Consider the following 18,743-nt stretch of genomic DNA (forward strand, 5'->3'; position numbering starts at 1 on the left):
GGCGCCGTACAATGATCGGCGATTTCAGAACAGGAGCCTTCCTCGATGTCTGCGATGCAGCCGACTTACCTGCATGATTACCAACCGCCCGCCTACCGGGTGACTCATACCGAGCTGAAATTCGACCTGTCGTCATCTGCGACTCGCGTCACCGCCCGCCTGCATGTGGAGCGCCACCCCGCGCACCAGGATGCAGGCGCGCTGCCGCTGGTGCTGAACGGCGAGCAGCTCACGCTGAAGCGTATCGCCGTCGACGGTGAAGAGCTCGAGGCCGATGAGTACGCGCAGGACGATGCCACGCTGACCGTACATCGAGTGCCGGAAAGCTTCCTGCTCGACACCGAGGTCGAGATCGATCCGGCGGCCAATACCGCCCTGTCAGGTCTCTACCAGTCCAGCGGCATGTTCTGCACCCAGTGTGAGGCGGAAGGCTTTCGCCGCATCACCTTCTACCCGGACCGTCCGGATGTGATGGCGACCTTCTCGACCACGGTGATCGGCGACCGGGCGACGCTGCCGGTGCTGCTATCCAACGGCAACCCGGTGGAATCTGGCGAGCTGCCGGACGATCGCCACTTCGTTACCTGGGAAGACCCGCACCCCAAGCCCAGCTATCTGTTCGCCCTGGTGGCCGGTGACCTGAAGAAGGTCGAGGATCGTTTCACCACCCAGAGTGGTCGCGACGTTACCCTGCAGGTATGGGTCGAGGAAGAGAACCTTTCGAAGACCGATCACGCCATGGCGTCGCTAAAGCGGGCCATGAAGTGGGACGAAGAAACCTATGGTCGTGAGTATGACCTCGATCTGTTCATGATCGTGGCCGTCAACGACTTCAACATGGGCGCCATGGAGAACAAGGGCCTCAACATCTTCAACTCGGCGGCGGTGCTGACGCATCCGCATACCGCCACCGATGCGGCCTTCCAGCGCGTCGAGAGCATCGTTGCTCACGAGTACTTCCACAACTGGTCGGGCAACCGCGTAACCTGCCGCGACTGGTTCCAGCTGTCGCTCAAGGAAGGCTTCACGGTGTTCCGCGATCAAAGCTTCTCCGCGGATACCAACTCGGCGCCGGTCAAGCGCATCGAGGATGTCTCGATGTTCCGTACGGCCCAGTTCGCCGAGGATGCCGGGCCGACTGCCCACCCGATTCGCCCGGATCACTACATTGAGATTGGCAACTTTTACACCCTGACCATCTATGAAAAGGGTGCCGAAGTGGTCCGCATGCTGCGAAACCTGCTGGGCTGGGAGCTGTTCCGTCGTGGCTCGGACCTGTATTTCGAACGCCTGGATGGCCAGGCCGCCACCATCGAGGACTTCGTCGGCTGCATGAGCGAGGTCTCGGGGCTCGACCTGACCCAGTTCATGCACTGGTATTCCCAGGCCGGCACCCCGGAGATCGACGCCCACGGTGAATACGACTATGCCAAGTCCGAGTATCACCTGACGCTGCGCCAGCGCACGGCGCCGACACCGGGGCAGCCGGACAAGGTCGCCCTGCATATTCCGATCCGCATGGGCCTGGTGGGTACTAAGTCCGGACAGGATCTCAAGATGACCGTCGACGGTGAGTCGGTGGGTACCGACACCGTGATTCACCTGCGGGAATACGAGCAGCACTTCGTGTTCACCGACCTGGCCGAGGCCCCGGTGCCGTCGCTGCTGCGTGGCTTCTCGGCGCCGGTCAAGCTGCGCTTCCCGTATGGCCGTGAAGACCTGGCCTTCCTGCTGCAGCATGACTCCGATGGTTTCAACCGCTGGGATGCCGGCCAGCGCCTGGCGATGCTGGCCCTCGAAGACCTGATCGCGGCGCATCGCAATGGCGTTGAGAAGGTCATGGACGTTCGCGTTGTCGAGGCCTTCCGGACCCTGCTGACCGGTGAGACCGACGACAAGGCGGTACTCGCCGAGATGCTGACGCTGCCCTCGGAGGCCTACATCGCCGAGCAGCAACCGGTGGTCGATGTCGATGCCATCCATGCCGCTCGAACCTTCGTCAAGCAGTCGCTGGCCTATGCCCTGCGTGACGAATTCATGGCGGTCTACCGCGCCAACCAGCTCGACGCGCCCTACGCGCCGGAGCCCCAGCAGATTGCCGCCCGTAGCCTCAAGAACGTGGCGCTGTCCTATCTGGTGGCGATCGAGGACGAAGAGGCACTGTCCCTCGCCCAGGCGCAGTTCGATGCCGATCACAACATGACCGATGTGCGTTCGGCGCTGACGTTGTTGACCCACAGCTCGCGTAATGATCTGGCCGACCCGGCGCTGCGCGCCTTCGGCGAGAAGTGGTCTCACGACCCGCTGGTCATGGATCAGTGGTTCAGCATCCAGGTCACCCGCCCGCAGGCCGATGCCCTGGACCGCGTCAAGTTCCTGATGGAGCACCCGAAGTTCTCGCTGAAGAACCCCAACAAGGTGCGTGCCTTGATCGGTGCCTTCGCCAGCAACCGGGTCAACTTCCACCGCATCGACGGTGCCGGCTATCGGCTGCTGAGCGACGTGGTGATCGAGCTCAACAAGCTCAACCCGGAAATCGCCGCGCGCCTCGTCACGCCGCTGACGCGCTGGCAGCGCTTTGACGAGGCGCGCCAGGAACTGATGAAGGCCGAACTTGAGCGCATCCGCGCTGAGGACCTCTCGCCGAACGTCTATGAAGTGATCGAAAAAGCGCTGGCCGATTGACGCCTCGGCCGGTGGCGCCCTCGGCGTCGCCGACCTGAGCGTGCTTGTCGATCTTGTGACGGGCCTGACAGCGAAAGGCGAAACGGGCCGCCCCCATCGGGGCGGCCCGTTTTTTTTGAGAGCTTTTACGAGAACTCTTCCGAGAACTTTTGTGAGCCCTTCATTGAAAACGCTTTTCGAGGGCAAGTCGCTTCAATGATCTAGCCCAACTGTTCGATATCGGTGACCAGGCCGGCTTCCTTGGCGGCGCTGTCGGCCAGCGCTCGGCCGGCCTCGTCGTAGATATGATAGACGGCGTTCGCGCCCAGGGCTTGGATCGGTTCGATCTCATCGGGATACTCGACGATGGCGGTGATCTGGCCCTTGAATTCGTCCCGGTCATGGAGCTGCTTGAGGGCGAAGAGGTTACCGGCATGGTGCGGCATCGCCAGTACTACCAGCTTCAGCGACGGCGACATCATCAGCTTGTCCCAGAAGTCCGAATCCAGCGCATCGCCCTCGAGCAGGTTATAGCCCTGCTCCTGGAGGTGCTTGACGCTTTGCGGATTGCTGTCGATACCGAGCACCTTGAGGCCGTATTGCTTCTGCAGTCGTTTGTAGGTGCTGCGGCCGATACGCCCCATCCCCATGACCACCGCTTCAGCATTGCCGACCTCGAGGGAACGCTCGACTTCGTCCGACCCGCTGCTCATGCGTGCCGGCAGCAGATTGGCGAAGCGGCGATAGAGGGTCTCGCTGGCGCCATTGAGCAATGAGGACAGCACGAAGCTGATCGCCACGGCCAGCGACATCACCACCAGCCACTTGTCGTCGAGCCAGCCCTGGCCGGTCGCCAGGGCGCCGACGATAAGGCCGAACTCGGAGTAGTTGGCGAGTCCCAATGAGGCCAGCACCGAGGTGCGCAGGCGAAGCCTGAAGCCCATGAAGATCACCTGATAGAGCAGCGCCTTGAGCGGCACCACGGCCACCAGCAGCAGTGCCAGGCCGAGCATTTCGGCATCGGGCATGGCGGTCAGGCCGATGGTCAGGAAAAAGCCGACCAGCAGCAGCTCCTTCAGGTTGAACATTGAGCGTGCCAGGTTCTGGGCGGCGGGGTGGGGCGCCAACAGCAAGCCTACGATCAGCGCGCCGAGATCGCCCTTGATGCCCATGAGATCGAAAAGGCCGTAGCCGAGCACCAGCGCCATCAGCATGCCGCACAGCATCTGCATCTCGCCGTGCCCCATGCGATCGAGTAGCCGCTGCAGCAGCGGCGCCGCCGGAATCAGCAGCAGCAAGAGCAGTGCCCAGGGGCTCGGCAGCTCACCGGTGGAGGCGGTCAGGAACACCACGGCGAAGATGTCCTGCATGATCAGCACGCCGATCGCCAGGCGGCCATAGCTGGTCTGCGTTTCGCTACGCTTGTCCAGCACCTTGATCACGAACACGGTGCTCGAGAACGACAGGGCGAAACCCAGCAGGGCCAGGGTTTGCCAGGGCACGCCGTCGAGCAGGGTGAAGCCTGCCAGTTCGAACAGGCCCAGTGCTGCGCTGAGCAGCAGCGTCGAACCGACCAGGTGCAAGGATGCCCCGCCCCAGACTTCCTTGCGCAGCAGGGTGCGTACATCGAGCTTGAGGCCGATGGTGAACAGCAAGAGCGTTACGCCAATGTTGGCCAGTGTGGTCAGTAGTGGCGTCTCTTCATAACCCAGTGCGTTGAGCACGAAACCGCCGGCCAGAAAGCCGACCAGTGGTGGAAGCCTGAGTGCTAGGGCGCCCAGGCCTCCTAGAAAAGCGACCAGCAGGAAAGCCGGTTCGATCATGATGTCTCCTCGTCTGTACGTCCTTGTTCGGGGCGGGGTGCTGCTCGAGCGCTAGCGTCTATGCCTCATGGTTTCCTATCGGCTAGCCTTTGCCAACCTTTTGCACAGTCCATGCGTCGCCGATACCCAGGGCAACGGTGTAAGATAAGCGCCATGAATGCTAACCGTTTAATGTTACGCCTGCTGATCAATGGCAAATCGGCCCAATCACCGGTCCTACGAGAGGCCGTGAACGCCGTGCGCGAGCAGGGCGTCCGGCTCGAGGTTCAGGTGACCTGGGAAGCCGGGGATGCCGCCATGCTCGCCGAACAGGCAGGCGAGGCCGGGGTGTCACGACTGATCGTCGCCGGTGGCGACGGCACCGTGAACGAGGCGGTCAATGGCCTGATGCGTCTGCCACGGGATGCGCGGCCAGCCTTGGGCATATTGCCCATGGGCACGGCCAATGACCTTGCCTGCGGCCTGGGCATTCCCGAAGAGCTTGAGGCCGCACTGAAGCTGGCGCTAAAGGCAGCGCCTAGAGCCGTGGATGTACTGCGAGTCGGCGATCAGCACTTCCTGAACATGCTGTCGGCTGGCTTCGGGGCCGAGATCACGGCCTCTACGCCCAAGACGCTCAAGCGTTTGCTCGGCGGCGGTGCCTATTCGCTGATGGGAGCCCTGAAGGCCTGGCGCTTCCACGCCTGCCCGGCCCGGCTCGAGTGGCCGGGAGGCGAGGGGGATCGTGATCTCTTCCTGTTGGCGATTGGCAATGGCGCCCAGGCGGGCGGTGGCCAGCAGCTTAGCCCCATGGCTCGCCTCGATGATGGCCTGATGGAGGTGCTGGCGGTTCGCCAGTCCTCTTCGCTCTCGGGGATGCGTCAGATGCTCACCGAACTCAAGCGCCTTCCCGCCAACGGCGAGTACGTGGAGTATTGGCAGACCGACCGTATTCGGGTGACGGCCGATAAGCCGCTGCCGCTGACCCTGGATGGCGAGCCGCACCACCTGGATCACCTGGATGTGGAACTGGTGCAAGAGGCGATCGACTTGCTGGCGCCGGACGACTGCCCATTGCTGGAGCGTGCGGCGCCAGCATGAGGATGGCGGTCCATAACGACGCGACATGACCATGCTTGATGACGGCTCATCATAACGATCCATGATAACGACAAGGAGCAATGTTCGATGTTGACCCCATTCCATTTGGCTGTGCAGGTTCGCGATCTTGCCGAGGCGCGTGGCTTCTATGCTGACCTGCTGGGCTGCCCGGAGGGGCGCTCCAGCGATACCTGGATCGATTTCAATCTCTTCGGCCACCAGTTCGTCTGTCATCTCAACCCTGACATGACGCCACAGCGGCATCATAATGCGGTGGACGGTCATGGCGTGCCGGTGCCGCACTTTGGTGTGGTGCTGCAAATGACCGATTGGGAAGCGCTGGTCGATCGTCTGACCGAGGCCGGGGTGCGTTTCGAGATCGAGCCTTATGTACGCTTCCAGGGTCAACCCGGCGAGCAGGCCACCATGTTTTTCTATGATCCCAGCGGTAACGCCTTGGAGTTCAAGGCGTTTCGCGATATCGACGGTCAGCTGTTTGCCACCTGATCGACGCTACATCTGCCACAGCCCGACGAGAGACAGACCAATGGATGAATTCATGCAGGCGGCGATCGACGAGGCGAGGTTGGGCCTGGAGGAGGGCGGTGTGCCGATCGGCTCGGTGCTGGTGCATCGCGGGCGCATCATCGGACGTGGCCACAACCAGCGCCAGCAGCGCGGCAGCGTCGTGCTCCATGGTGAGATGGATGCCCTCGAGAATGCCGGGCGTCAGCCGGCATCGGTGTATCGTGACTCGGTGCTCTACACCACTCTCTCGCCCTGTCCGATGTGCAGCGGTGCCATCCTGCTTTATGGCATTCCCAAGGTGGTGATCGGCGAGAACCGGACCTTCCTTGGCGCCGAGGACACCCTGCGTCAGGCTGGCGTCGAACTCGAGCTGCGTGACGATGTCCAGTGCCGTGAGCTGATGAACACCTTTATTGATCGCCACCCCGAGGTCTGGGCCGAAGATATCGGCGAGTGACCCGGCGCCTTGCGTGCGCGTAAGCGCTTTGCTGGAATGGCACCACACATGATGCGAGGAACTACGAGATGACGAAGACGCCATATGGAGCCCTGCTGCTGGCTCTGGTCCTGAGCCTGGGGCTGGCGGGATGTGGCAACGGTGATGATCCTGCGGCCGGCGACCCGGCGGCCGGCGACCCGGCGGCCAGCGATCAGTCGACCAGTGATCAGTCGACCAGTGATCAAGCGGCCGGCGATCCGGCGGCCAGTGACCCGGCGGCAAGCGACACGGCATCGAATGCGTCGGCGGCTGACGAGACGACCACGGCCGAGACCTCGGATCAGGCCGCCTCGCAGAGCAGTTCTGCCACCACGATCAGCAATGACCCCGAGGCTTCAGTCGATGGTGCGGCTACGGCCGAGGGCGGCGATACAGGCGCCATGAGCCAAGACTCCATGGCCGACGAGTCTCAACTCGGCGAGCCTCTGGATAGTTCAGCCGGTGAATTGGCACCTAGCGAGCCGAGCGAGTCCGAGATCGACGCCATGATCAGCGATGGCGATAATCTGGAAGTAACGCCTGGTGAGACCAGTGAGTCTGAAATCGAAGCCTTCATGGCGGAGACCGAGCGTCGCTTCGAGGAAGCCCAGCAGGAGATCGATCAGCAGTTCAAGGAAGCGGAGAGCAAGACGCCTGATGAGATGCTGAACGAAGTCGATAAAGAGCTCGGTCAGCCCTGACGTTTCGCCCTAGCGGTTAAGCCTGAGTAAGACAGCGGCCGTTCGGCGCTCAATGGCGCCTGACGAAATCGGGTTTAAGGCGTAGCGCCACCTAATAAAAAGGTCCACCTCGGTGGACCTTCGCTTAGGCATTGAGTGCTTGGGCATACACTGCGCTCACAGTCCATGTGAGCACTCGATGCTACAACCCTCTGCTGCTTTCTGCCGTGGAGCGCTAGCAACTGGCGAGGGGCAGGCGCGTCTATAGACTGATCGGCTGATCAGCTGACGGGCTTGATATTGGCGGCCTGGAGGCCTTTCTTGCCCTGAGTGACGTCGAAGCTGACCTTCTGACCGTCCTGCAGAGACTTGAAGCCCTCGGCCTGGATCTCGGAGAAGTGGGCGAAGAGATCGTCGCCGCCATCATCCGGAGAAATGAAGCCGTAGCCCTTGGTGTCGTTGAACCACTTGACAGTGCCAGTTGCCATCTTTGTTTTCCTTACCTTACGTAATGATCATGCTGAGGACGTCATGCCCGTAGGCGGGCAAGCCCTCTCTGTATATGGGTTATGTAGAGAAGAACCGCTCTGGCTAACCCACTTGGCGGATAGATGCATCGGCAGCCGAGTTGGGTCAATATAACCCGCGAAGTGGCATGCCTGAATGCCCGCAAAATCACTTTAGATGGAAATATCATGGCCGTCCAGAACGTCGATTTCACTGCCGCCGACGCCCCCCAACGCTTCGTTGCCTCGCTGCGCGAGACGGGGTTCGGCGTGCTGCGCAACCATCCGATTTCATCCGAGCTGGTGGAATCCATCTATTGCCAGTGGCAGGCCTTCTTCGAAGGGCAGGACAAGCACGAGTTTCGGTTCGACCCTGAGCGCCAGGATGGTTACTTCCCGCCCTCGGTGTCCGAGACCGCCAAGGGCCAGACGGTCAAGGACCTCAAGGAGTATTATCACGTTTACCCCTGGGGCCGGATTCCCGACGCCCTGGCCGGGAACATCATGGAATACTATCGTCGCGCCGAGTCGCTGGCGGCGACGCTGCTCGGCTGGATCGAGGCCCAAACGCCGCCCGAGGTCGCGGCACTCTATCGCGAGCCGCTGTCGCGGATGATCGCTGACAGCGGCCAGACCCTGCTGCGGGTGCTGCACTATCCGCCGCTCTCCGGCGACGAGGTGCCCGGCGCGGTGCGCGCCGCGGCCCATGAAGATATCAACCTGATCACCGTGCTGCCGGCCTCCAATGAGCCTGGCCTAGAGGTGAAGACCCGCGAGGGCGAATGGCTGGCGGTTCCCTGCGACCCGGGCCAACTGATCATCAATGTCGGCGATATGCTGCAGGAGGCCTCGGGGGGTTACTTCCCCTCGACGTCTCATCGCGTGGTCAACCCCAGCGGGCCGGCGCGTTTCCACTCGCGGCTATCGCTGCCGCTGTTTCTGCATCCGCGGCCGGAAGTGGTGCTGTCCGACCGCCATACGGCTGACAGCTATCTGAAGGAGCGCCTGCGCGAGCTGGGCGTCATCTGAACAACGCTATCGGCGGAGCGCTGACGGGCTCTCCGCTAGGTCACTTCGCTACACGTCTAGACGAGGTTTTTGATATGACGGCAATGAGCAGTGCGTCCAGCGACACTCACAGCAAGGTGATGGGCTACCTGCTGTGGATTTTCGGTTTCCTCGGCGCCCATCGCTTCTATTACGGCAAGCCGGTCACCGGCACCATCTGGTTCTTTACCCTGGGCTTGCTGGGGATTGGCTGGCTGATCGATTTGTTTCTGATACCCGGTATGGACCGTGACGCGGACTTCCGCTATCAGGCCGGGCCGATCAACTATTCACTGGCCTGGGTGCTGCTGACCTTCCTTGGGGTATTCGGCCTGCACCGTTTCTATATGGGGAAGTGGCTGACCGGCCTCATTTACCTGGTGACGGGCGGCTTCTTCCTGCTGGGCGTGCTCTACGACTTCTGGACGCTCAATGACCAGATCTCGATGAAGCACGCCAAGCGCGGCATCTTCAACTGATTGACGGCCGGGCAGGCCCGGCCTTAGTCCACTCGCGCTAGGCGAGCGATTTTGCACGGCAAGGAGGCCTGCCGCTGATGTTCTTCGATGCCCAGTTCTGGCCCTTTCTGGTGGCCATCACGCTGCTGACGCTGAGTCCCGGGGTGGATACCCTCCTGGTGATTCGCAACACCACGCGAGGGGGCCGGCGCGATGGGATACTGACCAGCCTGGCGATCTGCTCGGGGCTCTTCGTGCATGCCGCCGTCTCGGCGCTGGGCATCTCGGTCATCCTGCTGCAGTCGGCCTGGGCCTTTTCGGCGCTTAAGCTGGTCGGTGCTGCTTATATGATATGGCTTGGCCTGCAGAGCCTGGCGAGCGCGCGGCGGGGCACGCCGCTGCCGGTCGCCGGCTGTGAGGTCGAGCGCCAGGCGGTATCGTGCTGGGTGCCGCTGCGCGAAGGCTTTCTCTCCAATGTGCTCAACCCCAAGACGGTCGTGTTCTACATGGCCTTTCTTCCGCAGTTCATCGCCCCGGGCGACCCGGCCTTGGCCAAGTCACTGTGGTTGGCCGGGGTGCACTTCCTGATCGCCAACCTATGGCAGATCGGTATCGTGCTGATGCTGGGGCGGGCCGGCCACTGGCTGGCCCGCCGCTCGGTGTCGCGCACCCTGGACGGTGCCACCGGGATGGTAATGGTGGCCTTTGGCCTCAAGCTTGCGCTGTCCCAGCGCCCCGTCTGAATGCCGCCGCGTCGGCGTCGAGCCGAGCGGTTGCGGGGCCAGGGGTAAGCTCGGTCGCGCCTTACCCACTCGGCCATACTCACGCACTATGTTAACCCGCACCGGAAAGCACCAAGGGCCCGCTAAGCGAGCCCTTGGTGTGTTGGTCTCTGTGTGTCTGTGTCTCCTTCACCTGGCTAGCGCTTGCCGCAGGGAGCGGCAAGCGCTCTATTGCTGAGCCATCAGCGAGGTGTCGTAACGCTCGTTTCGCTCCGCCTGTGTCAGCAGCGACACGTCCTGAGTGTTGCCGCCCTTGGCGAGACTCTCGAAGATCACCCGGTAGGCCATCACGGCCTGGACGTATTGGCGAGTCTCGTGGAAGGGAATGCTCTCCACGAACAGATCGAATTCCCGTGGGGCATTCTTGAGCCAGCGGTCGACCCGGTTCGGCCCGGCGTTATAGGCAGCGGTGGCGGCCAGCCGGTTGCCGCGGTAGCGCTCGATCATGTCCTGGATATAGCGGCTTCCCAGGCGGATATTGGTTTCCGGCTGGAGTACGCCATAGAGGCCAGGATCCTCGAGCCCCAGTTGGCGACTCACGTGGCGCGCGGTAGCCGGCATCAGCTGCATCAGGCCCCGGGCGCCGGCCGGTGACACCACCGTTGGATTGTAGGCACTTTCGCGGCGGGCGATGGCCATCAAGAGGTAGGGGTCGACGCCGCGGCGATTGCCCCATTGCAGGAAATCGTCGCGATAGGCCTCGGGAAAGCGCCAGTCCAGCGCATCCCAAAGGCCGGCGGCAATTGTGGTCTGCACCGCACGGGCATGCCAGCCACGGTAAGCGGCGTAGTCCGCCAGTGCCCGGGCCTTGTCAGCATCGGCACGGGCTGCGGCGGTGTACCACTCGCTATTGGCAAGCCCGGGCTCGCCGATGCGAATCAGCGCCTCGGTGCGCTGCACGACCGGCCATTCGGCGATGCGCTCGCGGTAGGCCGCGTTATAGCTGACACGCTCCAGGTTCAAGGCATAGGGGACATCGAGACGGTCGGCGGCGGCGAAGCCGAAGAAGCTGCGCTCGCCGGCGGCAGCCCGGAAGGCCTCGGCGGCTCCGCTGGGGTTGCCGAGCTGCTTGAGGGCGCGGCCCACCCAGTATTGCCAGCGGGCTTCGCGGCGCGGCTCGTCCGGCATGCGGTGTACCCAGTCGATCACGCCGCTCCAGTCACGTTGGTCGAGTGCCCGGCGTACCCTGAGCTCCAGCAGGTCGGTGTCGTGAAAGTCGGGGAGGGTGGCATCGACCCAGCCGCGGTTATTGGCGACTTCGCGAACCATCGAATAGAACATCAGATCGTGTTCGATTTCCCGGCGCGCACCGGCACCGAGATCGACGTGGGGCGCGATCTTGCGCCAAGCTTCCAGGGCCGCTTCGGTATCGGCGCGGGTGAAGCCGTGCATGGCAGCCTCGAAGAGTGCGTCGGTGCCGCGTCCCTGGGGGCCGATGCGCGTGGGCACCTGGGTGATGGCCGAGAAGTCCTGCTGCAACCGGTCCAGGGCGTCTAGCCCGGGCTGCCAGGCGCTGCCCAACTGACGGCCTAGATAGCTCACCATGCCTGTTTCACCGTCCTGCCAGGCCAGGGTCAGGCGCTCCCATATCTCGGGGGCGCCGATCTCGCCACGCTCGCGAAGGGTGCGAAACAGCGGGTCACAGGCGTCGGGCTGAGAGTGACCGACACGCCACAGGTCGCGCCCGCCGTTGGCGGCATCCACGGGGCGGGTATCCAGCAAGGCGGTATAGTAGTAGCAGCGGCGCTGGGCGCCACGCGGCTCGCCGTTGCTGATCTCGCGCAGGCTTTCAAAGCGCCCGGCCTTGCCGTAACGGCTTATGGCTTCGCCGCGCATCCAGTCGGCCAGCGGCGAGTCGTCGTATCGGGCCATGAAGTCTTGCACCTGCGATGCCGGCGCATTGGGCAGGCGTGACAGCAGGCGGTGATATTCCACGTAGCCCTCGAGGACATGGCCATCGATGGCCGCCTGGTCAATACGCGAGAATTCCTTTGCCCTGGCGGCCTCCAGGGCATCACGCATGGCCATATCCTGTGTTTCATCGGCCTTGGCCGCATCGACTGACAGACCGAGTGGCAGGCTGAGCGCCAGGCTTGCCAGCAGGGCCGGCCAATGCCGGGAGATGAGGAAGCGTCGCATTGAGGATTCTCCAGAGTCGCGCCATGCATTACCGCCATTTTCGCCGATGCATGAGGCGTTGAGTAGTGTCGCCAGCTTTCGACAGGTGGTGATGGCTCAGGTGTCTAGGGCATCGTTGCCAGAAGTGGTTGTCAGGAGCGAAAGCGCTTTGACAGTCCGCCTAACCCTGGCGGCAGTTTAAGCGGGTGACACTTGGGGAGGGCAAGAGGTCTAATGAACGAGCATGCGCACCAAGTATGCCGCAAACAGCAACCGGGGCGGTCAGGAGGAGAGCAACATGGCAGGATCATCGTCAGGAGGCAAGGGCTGGCTTGGCCGGCGTGGCCGATCACTTGCGCGCATTGGGCGGGCCTTGCGCTCGTTCGTGCCCATGCTTGGCGATGTGCTAGCCGGGCGCTATCGACCGGTGCCCTGGCGAGCCATCGGCTGCATGACGGCTGCAGTGGCCTATCTGCTTTCCCCCCTGGACCTGATTCCCGATGTCTTTCTGGTGTTGGGGCTGGCTGATGACGCCCTGATCGTCGGCTGGCTGCTATCTCGGGTCGACCACCATCTGGCGCCTTATCATGCTTGGCGGGCGGGCCGTAACGACTAGCTGCCGGCCTGGCCGCTTAGACCCGTCGCCATTTCCCTCTCCCGCCTTTACCAACTCCATGCCATCCAGTTGATTCGGTAGGCTTGAAAAGCCCGTACAGGGCCCCATATTTCGATCACGTTACCGATACAGGCGCGTTGCCTCGGCAGCCGCCCCCAATGCTGAGATCGATGAGGGACTCGTTACATGTCTACCGTCACCCATGAAGAAACCCTGGGCTTCCAGACCGAAGTCAAACAGCTATTGAATCTGATGATTCACTCCCTGTATTCCAACCGGGAGATCTTCCTGCGTGAGATGATTTCCAACGCCGCCGATGCCTGCGACAAGCTGCGCTATCAGGCGTTGGATAACGATGCGCTCTACGAAGGCGACAGCGAACTGCGTATCGAGATCGAGCACGATGCCAAGGCCGGCACCGTCACCGTGCGCGATAACGGCATTGGCATGAGCCGTGAAGACGTGATCCAGAACCTCGGTACCATCGCCAAGAGCGGTACCGCCGACTTTCTGCAGCAGCTCTCCGGCGAGCAGCAGAAAGATGCTCGCCTGATCGGTCAGTTTGGCGTTGGCTTCTATTCCGGCTTCATCGTTGCCGATGAGGTCACCGTGCGCACGCGTCGCGCCGACCTGCCCAAGGACGCCGGCGTCGAGTGGCGTTCGAAAGGCGAGGGCGAATTCACCATCGCCGACATCGACCGTGAGGTGCGCGGCACCGAGATCGTGCTGCATCTCAAGGAAGACGCTCAGGAGTACGCCGACGACTTCCGTCTCAAGAACCTGGTGCGCAAGTATTCCGACCACATCGAAGTGCCGGTGCGCATGCCCAAGACCGAGACGGCCAAGGACGATGAAGGCAACGAGATCGAAGGCAGCGAGGTCGAGACCTGGGAAACCGTCAACGAAGCGACCGCGCTCTGGGTGCGTCCCAAGGCCGAGATCAGCGACGATGAGTATAAGGCGTTCTACAAGCACGTCTCCCACGATTTCAGCGATCCGCTGACCTGGAGCCACAACCGGGTCGAAGGCAAGCTCGAGTATACCAGCCTGCTCTATGTGCCGGGTCGCGCGCCCTTCGATCTCTACGAGCGTGACGGTGCCCGTGGCCTCAAGCTCTATGTGCAGCGCGTCTTCATCATGGACGACGCCGAGCAGTTCCTGCCGCTATACCTGCGCTTCATCAAGGGTGTGATCGACACCAAGGACCTGTCGCTGAACGTGTCCCGCGAGCTGCTCCAGCAGGACCCGCAGGTCGACAAGATGAAGGCGGCCCTGACCAAGCGCGGCCTGGACATGCTCAAGAAGCTGGCCAAGGACGACGAACAGTATCAGACCTTCTGGAACACCTTCGGCACCGTGCTGAAGGAGGGCCCGGCCGAGGATCACGCCAACCGCGACAAGATCGCCGGCCTGCTGCGCTTCGCCTCGACCCATACCGACAGCTCGACTCAGGATCAGTCGCTGGCGTCTTACGTCGAGCGCATGAAGGAAGGCCAGCAGAAGATCTATTACATCGTGGCCGACAGCTTCAATGCGGCCAAGCACAGCCCGCACCTGGAGATCTTCCGCAAGAAGGGCATCGAGGTGCTGCTGCTCTCCGATCGTATCGATGAGTGGCTGATGAGCCACCTCACCGAGTTCGACGGCAAGTCCATGGTCGACGTCGCCAAGGGCGATCTTGATCTGGGTGAGATCGAAGACGAAGAAGAGAAGAAGGCACAGGAAGAGACCGCCAAGTCCAAGGAAGACCTGGTCAAGCGCGTCAAGGAAGCGCTGGGTGAAGAGGTTCAGGAAGTCAAGGTGACCCATCGCCTGACCGATTCTCCGGCCTGCGTGGTGCTGCCGGAGCACGAGATGGGCTTCCAGATGCGCCGCATCATGGAGGCCGCTGGCCAGCCGATGCCGGAGGTCAAGCCGATCCTCGAGCTCAACCCGGATCACGTGCTGGTCGGCCGTCTCGAGAGCGCCGATGGCGAGGCCTTCAGCGACCTGTCGCGTATCCTGCTCGATCAGGCGATCATCGCCGAGGGCGGTCATCTCGATGATCCGGCCGCTTACGTCAAGCGTCTCAATACGCTGCTGATGGCATAAGCGTCATGCGCTGATATCGGCTCGCCGCGCTTCCCGCGGTGAGTCGCTGCCAGCCCCGTCAGGTTCGCCTGGCGGGGTTTTCTGTTTGTGCGGTGCAAAATAGCTCGGTGATTCGGCCAATGCCTGATAATCTTGCCCGCTGATTACCAGTGGGCCTTTGGGCATACCTGCCCGCGGCCTTTTATGCGCCTTGATAGTGGATGAGAGGCATCCTCGTACGACCTTCAAGCAGGATGGCCCTCACCCCCCGTTAGCGGAGTCCTGATGATGCGCTATTTACCTCTCTGGTGTTTGCTGTCGTCGCCCTCGCGCGCTCGACGCCTGCCGGCTGCGTTACTGGCAGTGAGTCTTTTGGTTGCCCTGGTGGCCATGCCGCCGGTAGCGGTGTCCCAGCCCGCTGAGGCTCGTCCCGTTGTCGAGGCGCAAACGGCCGAGGCGGTAACGCTGCCGGACCTGCGGCAACTGCCGGCAGGGCCTCGGCGCAAGGATGCGTTCCTTCAGGTGCTGGTGCCCATCGTCGAGGCCGAGAACTCCCAGCTCGCCGCCCGTCGAGAGTGGCTGCTGGCGCTCGCCGAGCGCGACACGCCTTGGACCTCCGCCGAGCGTGAACGAGTAGCGGCGCTGTGTAAGGACTATGCGCTGGACTGTGCGCCCGGCGAGATCAATGCCCTGCTGCTCAAGCGGGTCGCGCCGGTGCCGCTGGAAATGGTCGCCGTGCAGGCGGTGGAAGAGTCCGGCTGGGGAACGTCGCGGCTGGCACGCCAGAACAACAACCTCTTTGGCATGCGCACCAGCAGCGGCCGCTACCGGTCCTTCGATAGTCTTCAGGACGCCGTGCGGGCCTATCTCAAGAATCTGAATACCCATCGCGCTTACGCGGCCCTGCGCTCGCGTCGTGCCCAGTTGTCGGCGCAAGGCGAGGTGCCCCCGGAGGCGCTGATCGCCACCCTCAAAGACTATGCGACCCGTGCCGACTATCAGCACGTGCTGCTGTCGCTGCTGCGCACCAATGCCGAGCGAATTCGCCGCCATGCGGGCGACACGCCGGCCTGACGAGACGCTTTGGCCCTTGGCCTGAGCGTGCCGATATCAGCCTGTCGAACAGCATCATGACGCCTTCCCGGCTTATGCCGCGGGAGGCGTCGTCGTTTACGGCTCAAGTGCAACCGAGCGTTGAGCGTCGCGGCCTTTGTCTCAGCAGCAAGCCAAGCAAACGCCTATGCTTGCATGAATAGGTGCCGGATATCGGCCCGTGGAGCGTGCTGGTCGAGGTAACTTTTTTCAGGACAGGCGACGGAGGTAGTGATGGTGCGCCAGTCAAGCAATGCACGGTTGCGTCTCTATGATGCCAGGGATGATGCGGCGGCTCTGCTGCTGATCGATCTTCAGAAGGCCGTCGATGATGTCGATCACAATGGCATCCATAGCAATCCAGTTCTCGACGACCGAGTGGATGAACTATTGAGGTGCTGGCGGGGTGGCAACGGACACATCGTGCATGTCCGGCATTTTTCCCATACACCCGGGTCCCTGTATCGCTCCGGCCATGCCGGGGCCGAATTCAAGGCCTCGGCGATGCCCCTTGCCGGCGAGCGTATCGTCACCAAGCACGTCGAAAGCCCCTTCATCGGCACGGATCTCGATATCTGGTTGAGGCGTCATGGCATATCGCGGCTGGTGGTGGCGGGTGTATCTACCGGCCATGCCGTGTCGACCGCTGCTCGCCATGCCCACTGCCTGGATTTTGGCGTGGTCGTGGTCGCGGATGCCTGTGCAAGCTTTGCCATCGACGATCTCGACGGGCAACCCTTGGCCGCAGAGGACGTGCAGCGTTTCAGCTTGGCGTTGCTGGGAAGCCACTACGCGCGGATCAGCTCGACCCAGGAAGTGGTGCAGCAGTTTTGATTCGCCACGTTTTTAGGCGCGCTTTTTGCTGGCGATAAATCGGCGAGAGGGGAAGGAAAAGCAGCAATAACGCTTTCATTATGGCACTCATAACGATTATGCCAGGTTGGTGAGTCCGGTTTTTTCATTATTTATCAATTAGTTGGGCAGAACTACTAACATAACAAGTACGTTATGGATGCCATAACTGTATATTTATAAAGGATTTTTTCTCGTAACCCCTTGCCTTTGCGTTGTTTTCTCCAAACACTGCTGTATCGCAAAGGGTGACCAAGGGCTGATCGGACTGACGTGTTACCCCGGATATCCATACCCATATCGACTCATTCCCGCCGTTTTTTCGGATGGCGGCCAGTTTCGCGGCGAGCGTCGCGACAGGGAGGCATAGAGTGAAGATCGGAGCACCAAAGGAGCGAGCCCCGGGCGAGGCGCGGGTAGCGCTGACGCCGGAGAGCGCGCAGCAGATTCAGAAACTAGGCCATGAATGCCTGATAGAAACAGGCGCCGGTGTGGCGGCAGGCTTCGCCGATGCGGCCTATCGTGATGCCGGCGTCAGCGTGGTCGAGGATGCCAAGGCGCTCTGGGAGCAGGCCGATACCGTCATCAAGGTGCGCGAGCCCAGCGACGAGGAAGCAGACCTTCTGCACGATGGCCAGACGCTGATTTCGTTCTTCTGGCCGGCCCAGAATGAGGCGCTGCTGGAGCGCTGCCGGGCTAATGGTGCCACCGTCGTTGCCATGGATATGGTGCCGCGTATCTCCAGGGCACAGAAGATGGATGCCCTGTCGAGTACGGCCAATATCGCCGGTTACCGCGCGGTGATCGAGGCAGGTAACCAGTTCGGGCGTTTCTTCACCGGTCAGGTCACCGCCGCCGGCAAGGTGCCGCCGGCCAAGGTGTTGGTCGTCGGCGCCGGGGTGGCGGGGCTTGCCGCCATCGGCACAGCCACCAGCCTCGGCGCTGTGGTGCGGGCCTTCGACGTGCGCCCCGAAGTGGCCGAGCAAATCGAGTCCATGGGCGCTGAGTTCTTGTTTCTCGACTTCGAGGACAGCCAGGACGGTTCCGAGAGTGGCGGCTATGCGGCCCCTTCCAGTCCGGAGTTTCGCGAAAAGCAGCTGGCCTGTTTCCGCGAGCAGGCGCCGGACGTGGATATCGTCATCACCACCGCGCTGATCCCCGGCAAACCGGCGCCCAAACTGTGGCTCGAGGACATGGTCGAGGCCATGAAACCGGGCTCGGTGATCGTCGACCTGGCCGCCGAGAAGGGCGGTAACTGTGACCTGACCGTGCCGGACGAACGCATCGTCACCGATAAAGGCGTGATCGTGGTCGGCTATACCGATTTCCCGTCACGCATGGCGACGCAGTCCTCACTGCTTTATGCCACCAATATTCGCCACATGTTGACCGACCTGACCCCTGAGAAAGACGGCGTGGTCAATCACAACATGGAGGATGATGTTATCCGCGGGTCCACGGTGACCCACGCCGGTGAAATCACATTCCCGCCGCCGCCGCCCAAGGTCAAGGCGATCGGCGCGTCCAAGCCCAAGCAGAAGGAAAAAGAGCCCACTCACGAGGAGAAAAAGGCCGCCGAACATGCCGCCTTCGTCACTCAGACCAAGCGCCAGGTAGGCATGCTGGCGGTGGGCGGCGCTGTGATGTGGCTGCTTGGCCAGGTGGCGCCGGCCTCCTTTATGCAGCATTTCATCGTCTTCGCCCTGGCTTGCTTCGTGGGTTTTCAGGTGATTTGGAACGTCAGCCATTCGCTGCACACCCCGCTGATGGCGGTGACCAATGCGATCTCCGGCATCGTCATTCTCGGCGCCGTGCTACAGATCGGCTCCGGCAACTGGCTGGTAGGACTGCTCGCCAGTATTTCGGTGCTGATCGCCTCCATCAATATCGTGGGCGGCTTCCAGGTGACACGCCGGATGCTGGCCATGTTCCAGAAATCCTGAATCGCG

The 18,743-nt window shown here is 62.2% G+C and carries 16 protein-coding genes; 13 read left to right on the top strand and 3 right to left on the bottom strand.

What is annotated here, in order from left to right:
- The first annotated feature begins 45 nt into the window (after positions 1-45).
- A complete protein-coding gene (gene pepN, locus BLR71_RS02225; protein ID WP_092522627.1) occupies positions 46-2,685 on the top strand; it encodes an aminopeptidase N in 2,640 nt (879 codons plus the stop codon).
- A gap of 200 nt (positions 2,686-2,885) precedes the next feature.
- Here pepN and BLR71_RS02230 read toward each other — a convergent pair whose 3' ends face one another.
- Positions 2,886-4,487: a cation:proton antiporter family protein gene (locus BLR71_RS02230; RefSeq protein WP_175491601.1), complete on the bottom strand. Its 1,602-nt coding sequence runs from the start codon at positions 4,485-4,487 to the stop codon at positions 2,886-2,888.
- A gap of 153 nt (positions 4,488-4,640) precedes the next feature.
- Between BLR71_RS02230 and yegS the strand changes: the two genes are divergently transcribed.
- The 4 genes from yegS to BLR71_RS02250 all read left to right on the top strand — a co-directional run bounded on the left by yegS (position 4,641) and on the right by BLR71_RS02250 (position 7,274).
- On the top strand, positions 4,641-5,567 hold the full coding sequence (gene yegS, locus BLR71_RS02235; protein ID WP_245696313.1) for a lipid kinase YegS: 927 nt from the start codon (positions 4,641-4,643) through the stop codon (positions 5,565-5,567).
- Positions 5,568-5,654: 87 nt separating this feature from the next.
- Entirely contained in the window at positions 5,655-6,074 is a 420-nt protein-coding gene (locus BLR71_RS02240; protein WP_092522631.1) for a VOC family protein, read from the top strand.
- Between the two features lie 40 nt (positions 6,075-6,114).
- The gene (locus BLR71_RS02245; protein WP_092522633.1) at positions 6,115-6,552 is read left to right on the top strand and encodes a nucleoside deaminase; all 438 of its coding nucleotides are present in this window, start codon (positions 6,115-6,117) and stop codon (positions 6,550-6,552) included.
- Between the two features lie 68 nt (positions 6,553-6,620).
- On the top strand, positions 6,621-7,274 hold the full coding sequence (locus BLR71_RS02250; protein ID WP_092522635.1) for a prolipoprotein diacylglyceryl transferase: 654 nt from the start codon (positions 6,621-6,623) through the stop codon (positions 7,272-7,274).
- Positions 7,275-7,534: 260 nt separating this feature from the next.
- Here BLR71_RS02250 and BLR71_RS02255 read toward each other — a convergent pair whose 3' ends face one another.
- The gene (locus tag BLR71_RS02255) at positions 7,535-7,741 is read right to left on the bottom strand and encodes a cold-shock protein (protein ID WP_092522637.1); all 207 of its coding nucleotides are present in this window, start codon (positions 7,739-7,741) and stop codon (positions 7,535-7,537) included.
- Between the two features lie 207 nt (positions 7,742-7,948).
- On the opposite strand from BLR71_RS02255, the gene BLR71_RS02260 reads away from it, so the two are divergent.
- From BLR71_RS02260 to BLR71_RS02270, 3 genes are all read left to right on the top strand, one after another.
- On the top strand, positions 7,949-8,788 hold the full coding sequence (locus BLR71_RS02260) for an isopenicillin N synthase family dioxygenase (protein ID WP_092522639.1): 840 nt from the start codon (positions 7,949-7,951) through the stop codon (positions 8,786-8,788).
- An 83-nt stretch (positions 8,789-8,871) separates the two neighbouring features.
- A complete protein-coding gene (locus BLR71_RS02265; RefSeq protein ID WP_092522837.1) occupies positions 8,872-9,285 on the top strand; it encodes an NINE protein in 414 nt (137 codons plus the stop codon).
- Positions 9,286-9,362: 77 nt separating this feature from the next.
- Positions 9,363-10,007, top strand: a complete 645-nt coding sequence (locus BLR71_RS02270; protein ID WP_092522641.1) for a LysE family translocator — start codon at positions 9,363-9,365, stop codon at positions 10,005-10,007.
- A gap of 207 nt (positions 10,008-10,214) precedes the next feature.
- Here BLR71_RS02270 and BLR71_RS02275 read toward each other — a convergent pair whose 3' ends face one another.
- Positions 10,215-12,185 (bottom strand): transglycosylase SLT domain-containing protein, encoded by a 1,971-nt coding sequence (locus tag BLR71_RS02275; RefSeq protein WP_092522643.1) that lies wholly within the window; start codon positions 12,183-12,185, stop codon positions 10,215-10,217.
- A gap of 277 nt (positions 12,186-12,462) precedes the next feature.
- On the opposite strand from BLR71_RS02275, the gene BLR71_RS02280 reads away from it, so the two are divergent.
- From BLR71_RS02280 to BLR71_RS02300, 5 genes are all read left to right on the top strand, one after another.
- The gene (locus tag BLR71_RS02280; protein ID WP_092522839.1) at positions 12,463-12,780 is read left to right on the top strand and encodes a YkvA family protein; all 318 of its coding nucleotides are present in this window, start codon (positions 12,463-12,465) and stop codon (positions 12,778-12,780) included.
- A 186-nt stretch (positions 12,781-12,966) separates the two neighbouring features.
- Positions 12,967-14,871: a molecular chaperone HtpG gene (htpG, locus tag BLR71_RS02285; RefSeq protein WP_092522645.1), complete on the top strand. Its 1,905-nt coding sequence runs from the start codon at positions 12,967-12,969 to the stop codon at positions 14,869-14,871.
- A gap of 267 nt (positions 14,872-15,138) precedes the next feature.
- Positions 15,139-15,924, top strand: coding sequence for a glucosaminidase domain-containing protein (locus tag BLR71_RS02290; protein ID WP_175491602.1), 786 nt, complete (start codon positions 15,139-15,141; stop codon positions 15,922-15,924).
- Positions 15,925-16,176: 252 nt separating this feature from the next.
- The gene (locus BLR71_RS02295) at positions 16,177-16,776 is read left to right on the top strand and encodes an isochorismatase family protein (RefSeq protein WP_092522649.1); all 600 of its coding nucleotides are present in this window, start codon (positions 16,177-16,179) and stop codon (positions 16,774-16,776) included.
- Between the two features lie 389 nt (positions 16,777-17,165).
- The gene (locus BLR71_RS02300; protein WP_092522651.1) at positions 17,166-18,737 is read left to right on the top strand and encodes a Re/Si-specific NAD(P)(+) transhydrogenase subunit alpha; all 1,572 of its coding nucleotides are present in this window, start codon (positions 17,166-17,168) and stop codon (positions 18,735-18,737) included.
- The last annotated feature ends 6 nt before the right edge of the window (positions 18,738-18,743 follow it).

It is taken from the genome of Onishia taeanensis (genome assembly GCF_900100755.1).
Lineage (GTDB): Bacteria > Pseudomonadota > Gammaproteobacteria > Pseudomonadales > Halomonadaceae > Onishia > Onishia taeanensis.

Bases quoted from the DNA above. Each gene is read 5' to 3' on its own strand.
- BLR71_RS02270 (WP_092522641.1), top strand. From the start codon at position 9,363: ATGTTCTTCGATGCCCAGTTCTGGCCCTTTCTGGTGGCCATCACGCTG.
- yegS (WP_245696313.1), top strand. From the start codon at position 4,641: ATGAATGCTAACCGTTTAATGTTACGCCTGCTGATCAATGGCAAATCG.
- BLR71_RS02240 (WP_092522631.1), top strand. From the start codon at position 5,655: ATGTTGACCCCATTCCATTTGGCTGTGCAGGTTCGCGATCTTGCCGAG.
- BLR71_RS02265 (WP_092522837.1), top strand. From the start codon at position 8,872: ATGAGCAGTGCGTCCAGCGACACTCACAGCAAGGTGATGGGCTACCTG.
- htpG (WP_092522645.1), top strand. From the start codon at position 12,967: ATGTCTACCGTCACCCATGAAGAAACCCTGGGCTTCCAGACCGAAGTC.
- BLR71_RS02280 (WP_092522839.1), top strand. From the start codon at position 12,463: ATGGCAGGATCATCGTCAGGAGGCAAGGGCTGGCTTGGCCGGCGTGGC.
- BLR71_RS02245 (WP_092522633.1), top strand. From the start codon at position 6,115: ATGGATGAATTCATGCAGGCGGCGATCGACGAGGCGAGGTTGGGCCTG.
- BLR71_RS02260 (WP_092522639.1), top strand. From the start codon at position 7,949: ATGGCCGTCCAGAACGTCGATTTCACTGCCGCCGACGCCCCCCAACGC.
- BLR71_RS02295 (WP_092522649.1), top strand. From the start codon at position 16,177: ATGGTGCGCCAGTCAAGCAATGCACGGTTGCGTCTCTATGATGCCAGG.
- BLR71_RS02250 (WP_092522635.1), top strand. From the start codon at position 6,621: ATGACGAAGACGCCATATGGAGCCCTGCTGCTGGCTCTGGTCCTGAGC.
- BLR71_RS02230 (WP_175491601.1), bottom strand. From the start codon at position 4,487: ATGATCGAACCGGCTTTCCTGCTGGTCGCTTTTCTAGGAGGCCTGGGC.
- BLR71_RS02290 (WP_175491602.1), top strand. From the start codon at position 15,139: ATGCGCTATTTACCTCTCTGGTGTTTGCTGTCGTCGCCCTCGCGCGCT.
- BLR71_RS02255 (WP_092522637.1), bottom strand. From the start codon at position 7,741: ATGGCAACTGGCACTGTCAAGTGGTTCAACGACACCAAGGGCTACGGC.
- pepN (WP_092522627.1), top strand. From the start codon at position 46: ATGTCTGCGATGCAGCCGACTTACCTGCATGATTACCAACCGCCCGCC.
- BLR71_RS02275 (WP_092522643.1), bottom strand. From the start codon at position 12,185: ATGCGACGCTTCCTCATCTCCCGGCATTGGCCGGCCCTGCTGGCAAGC.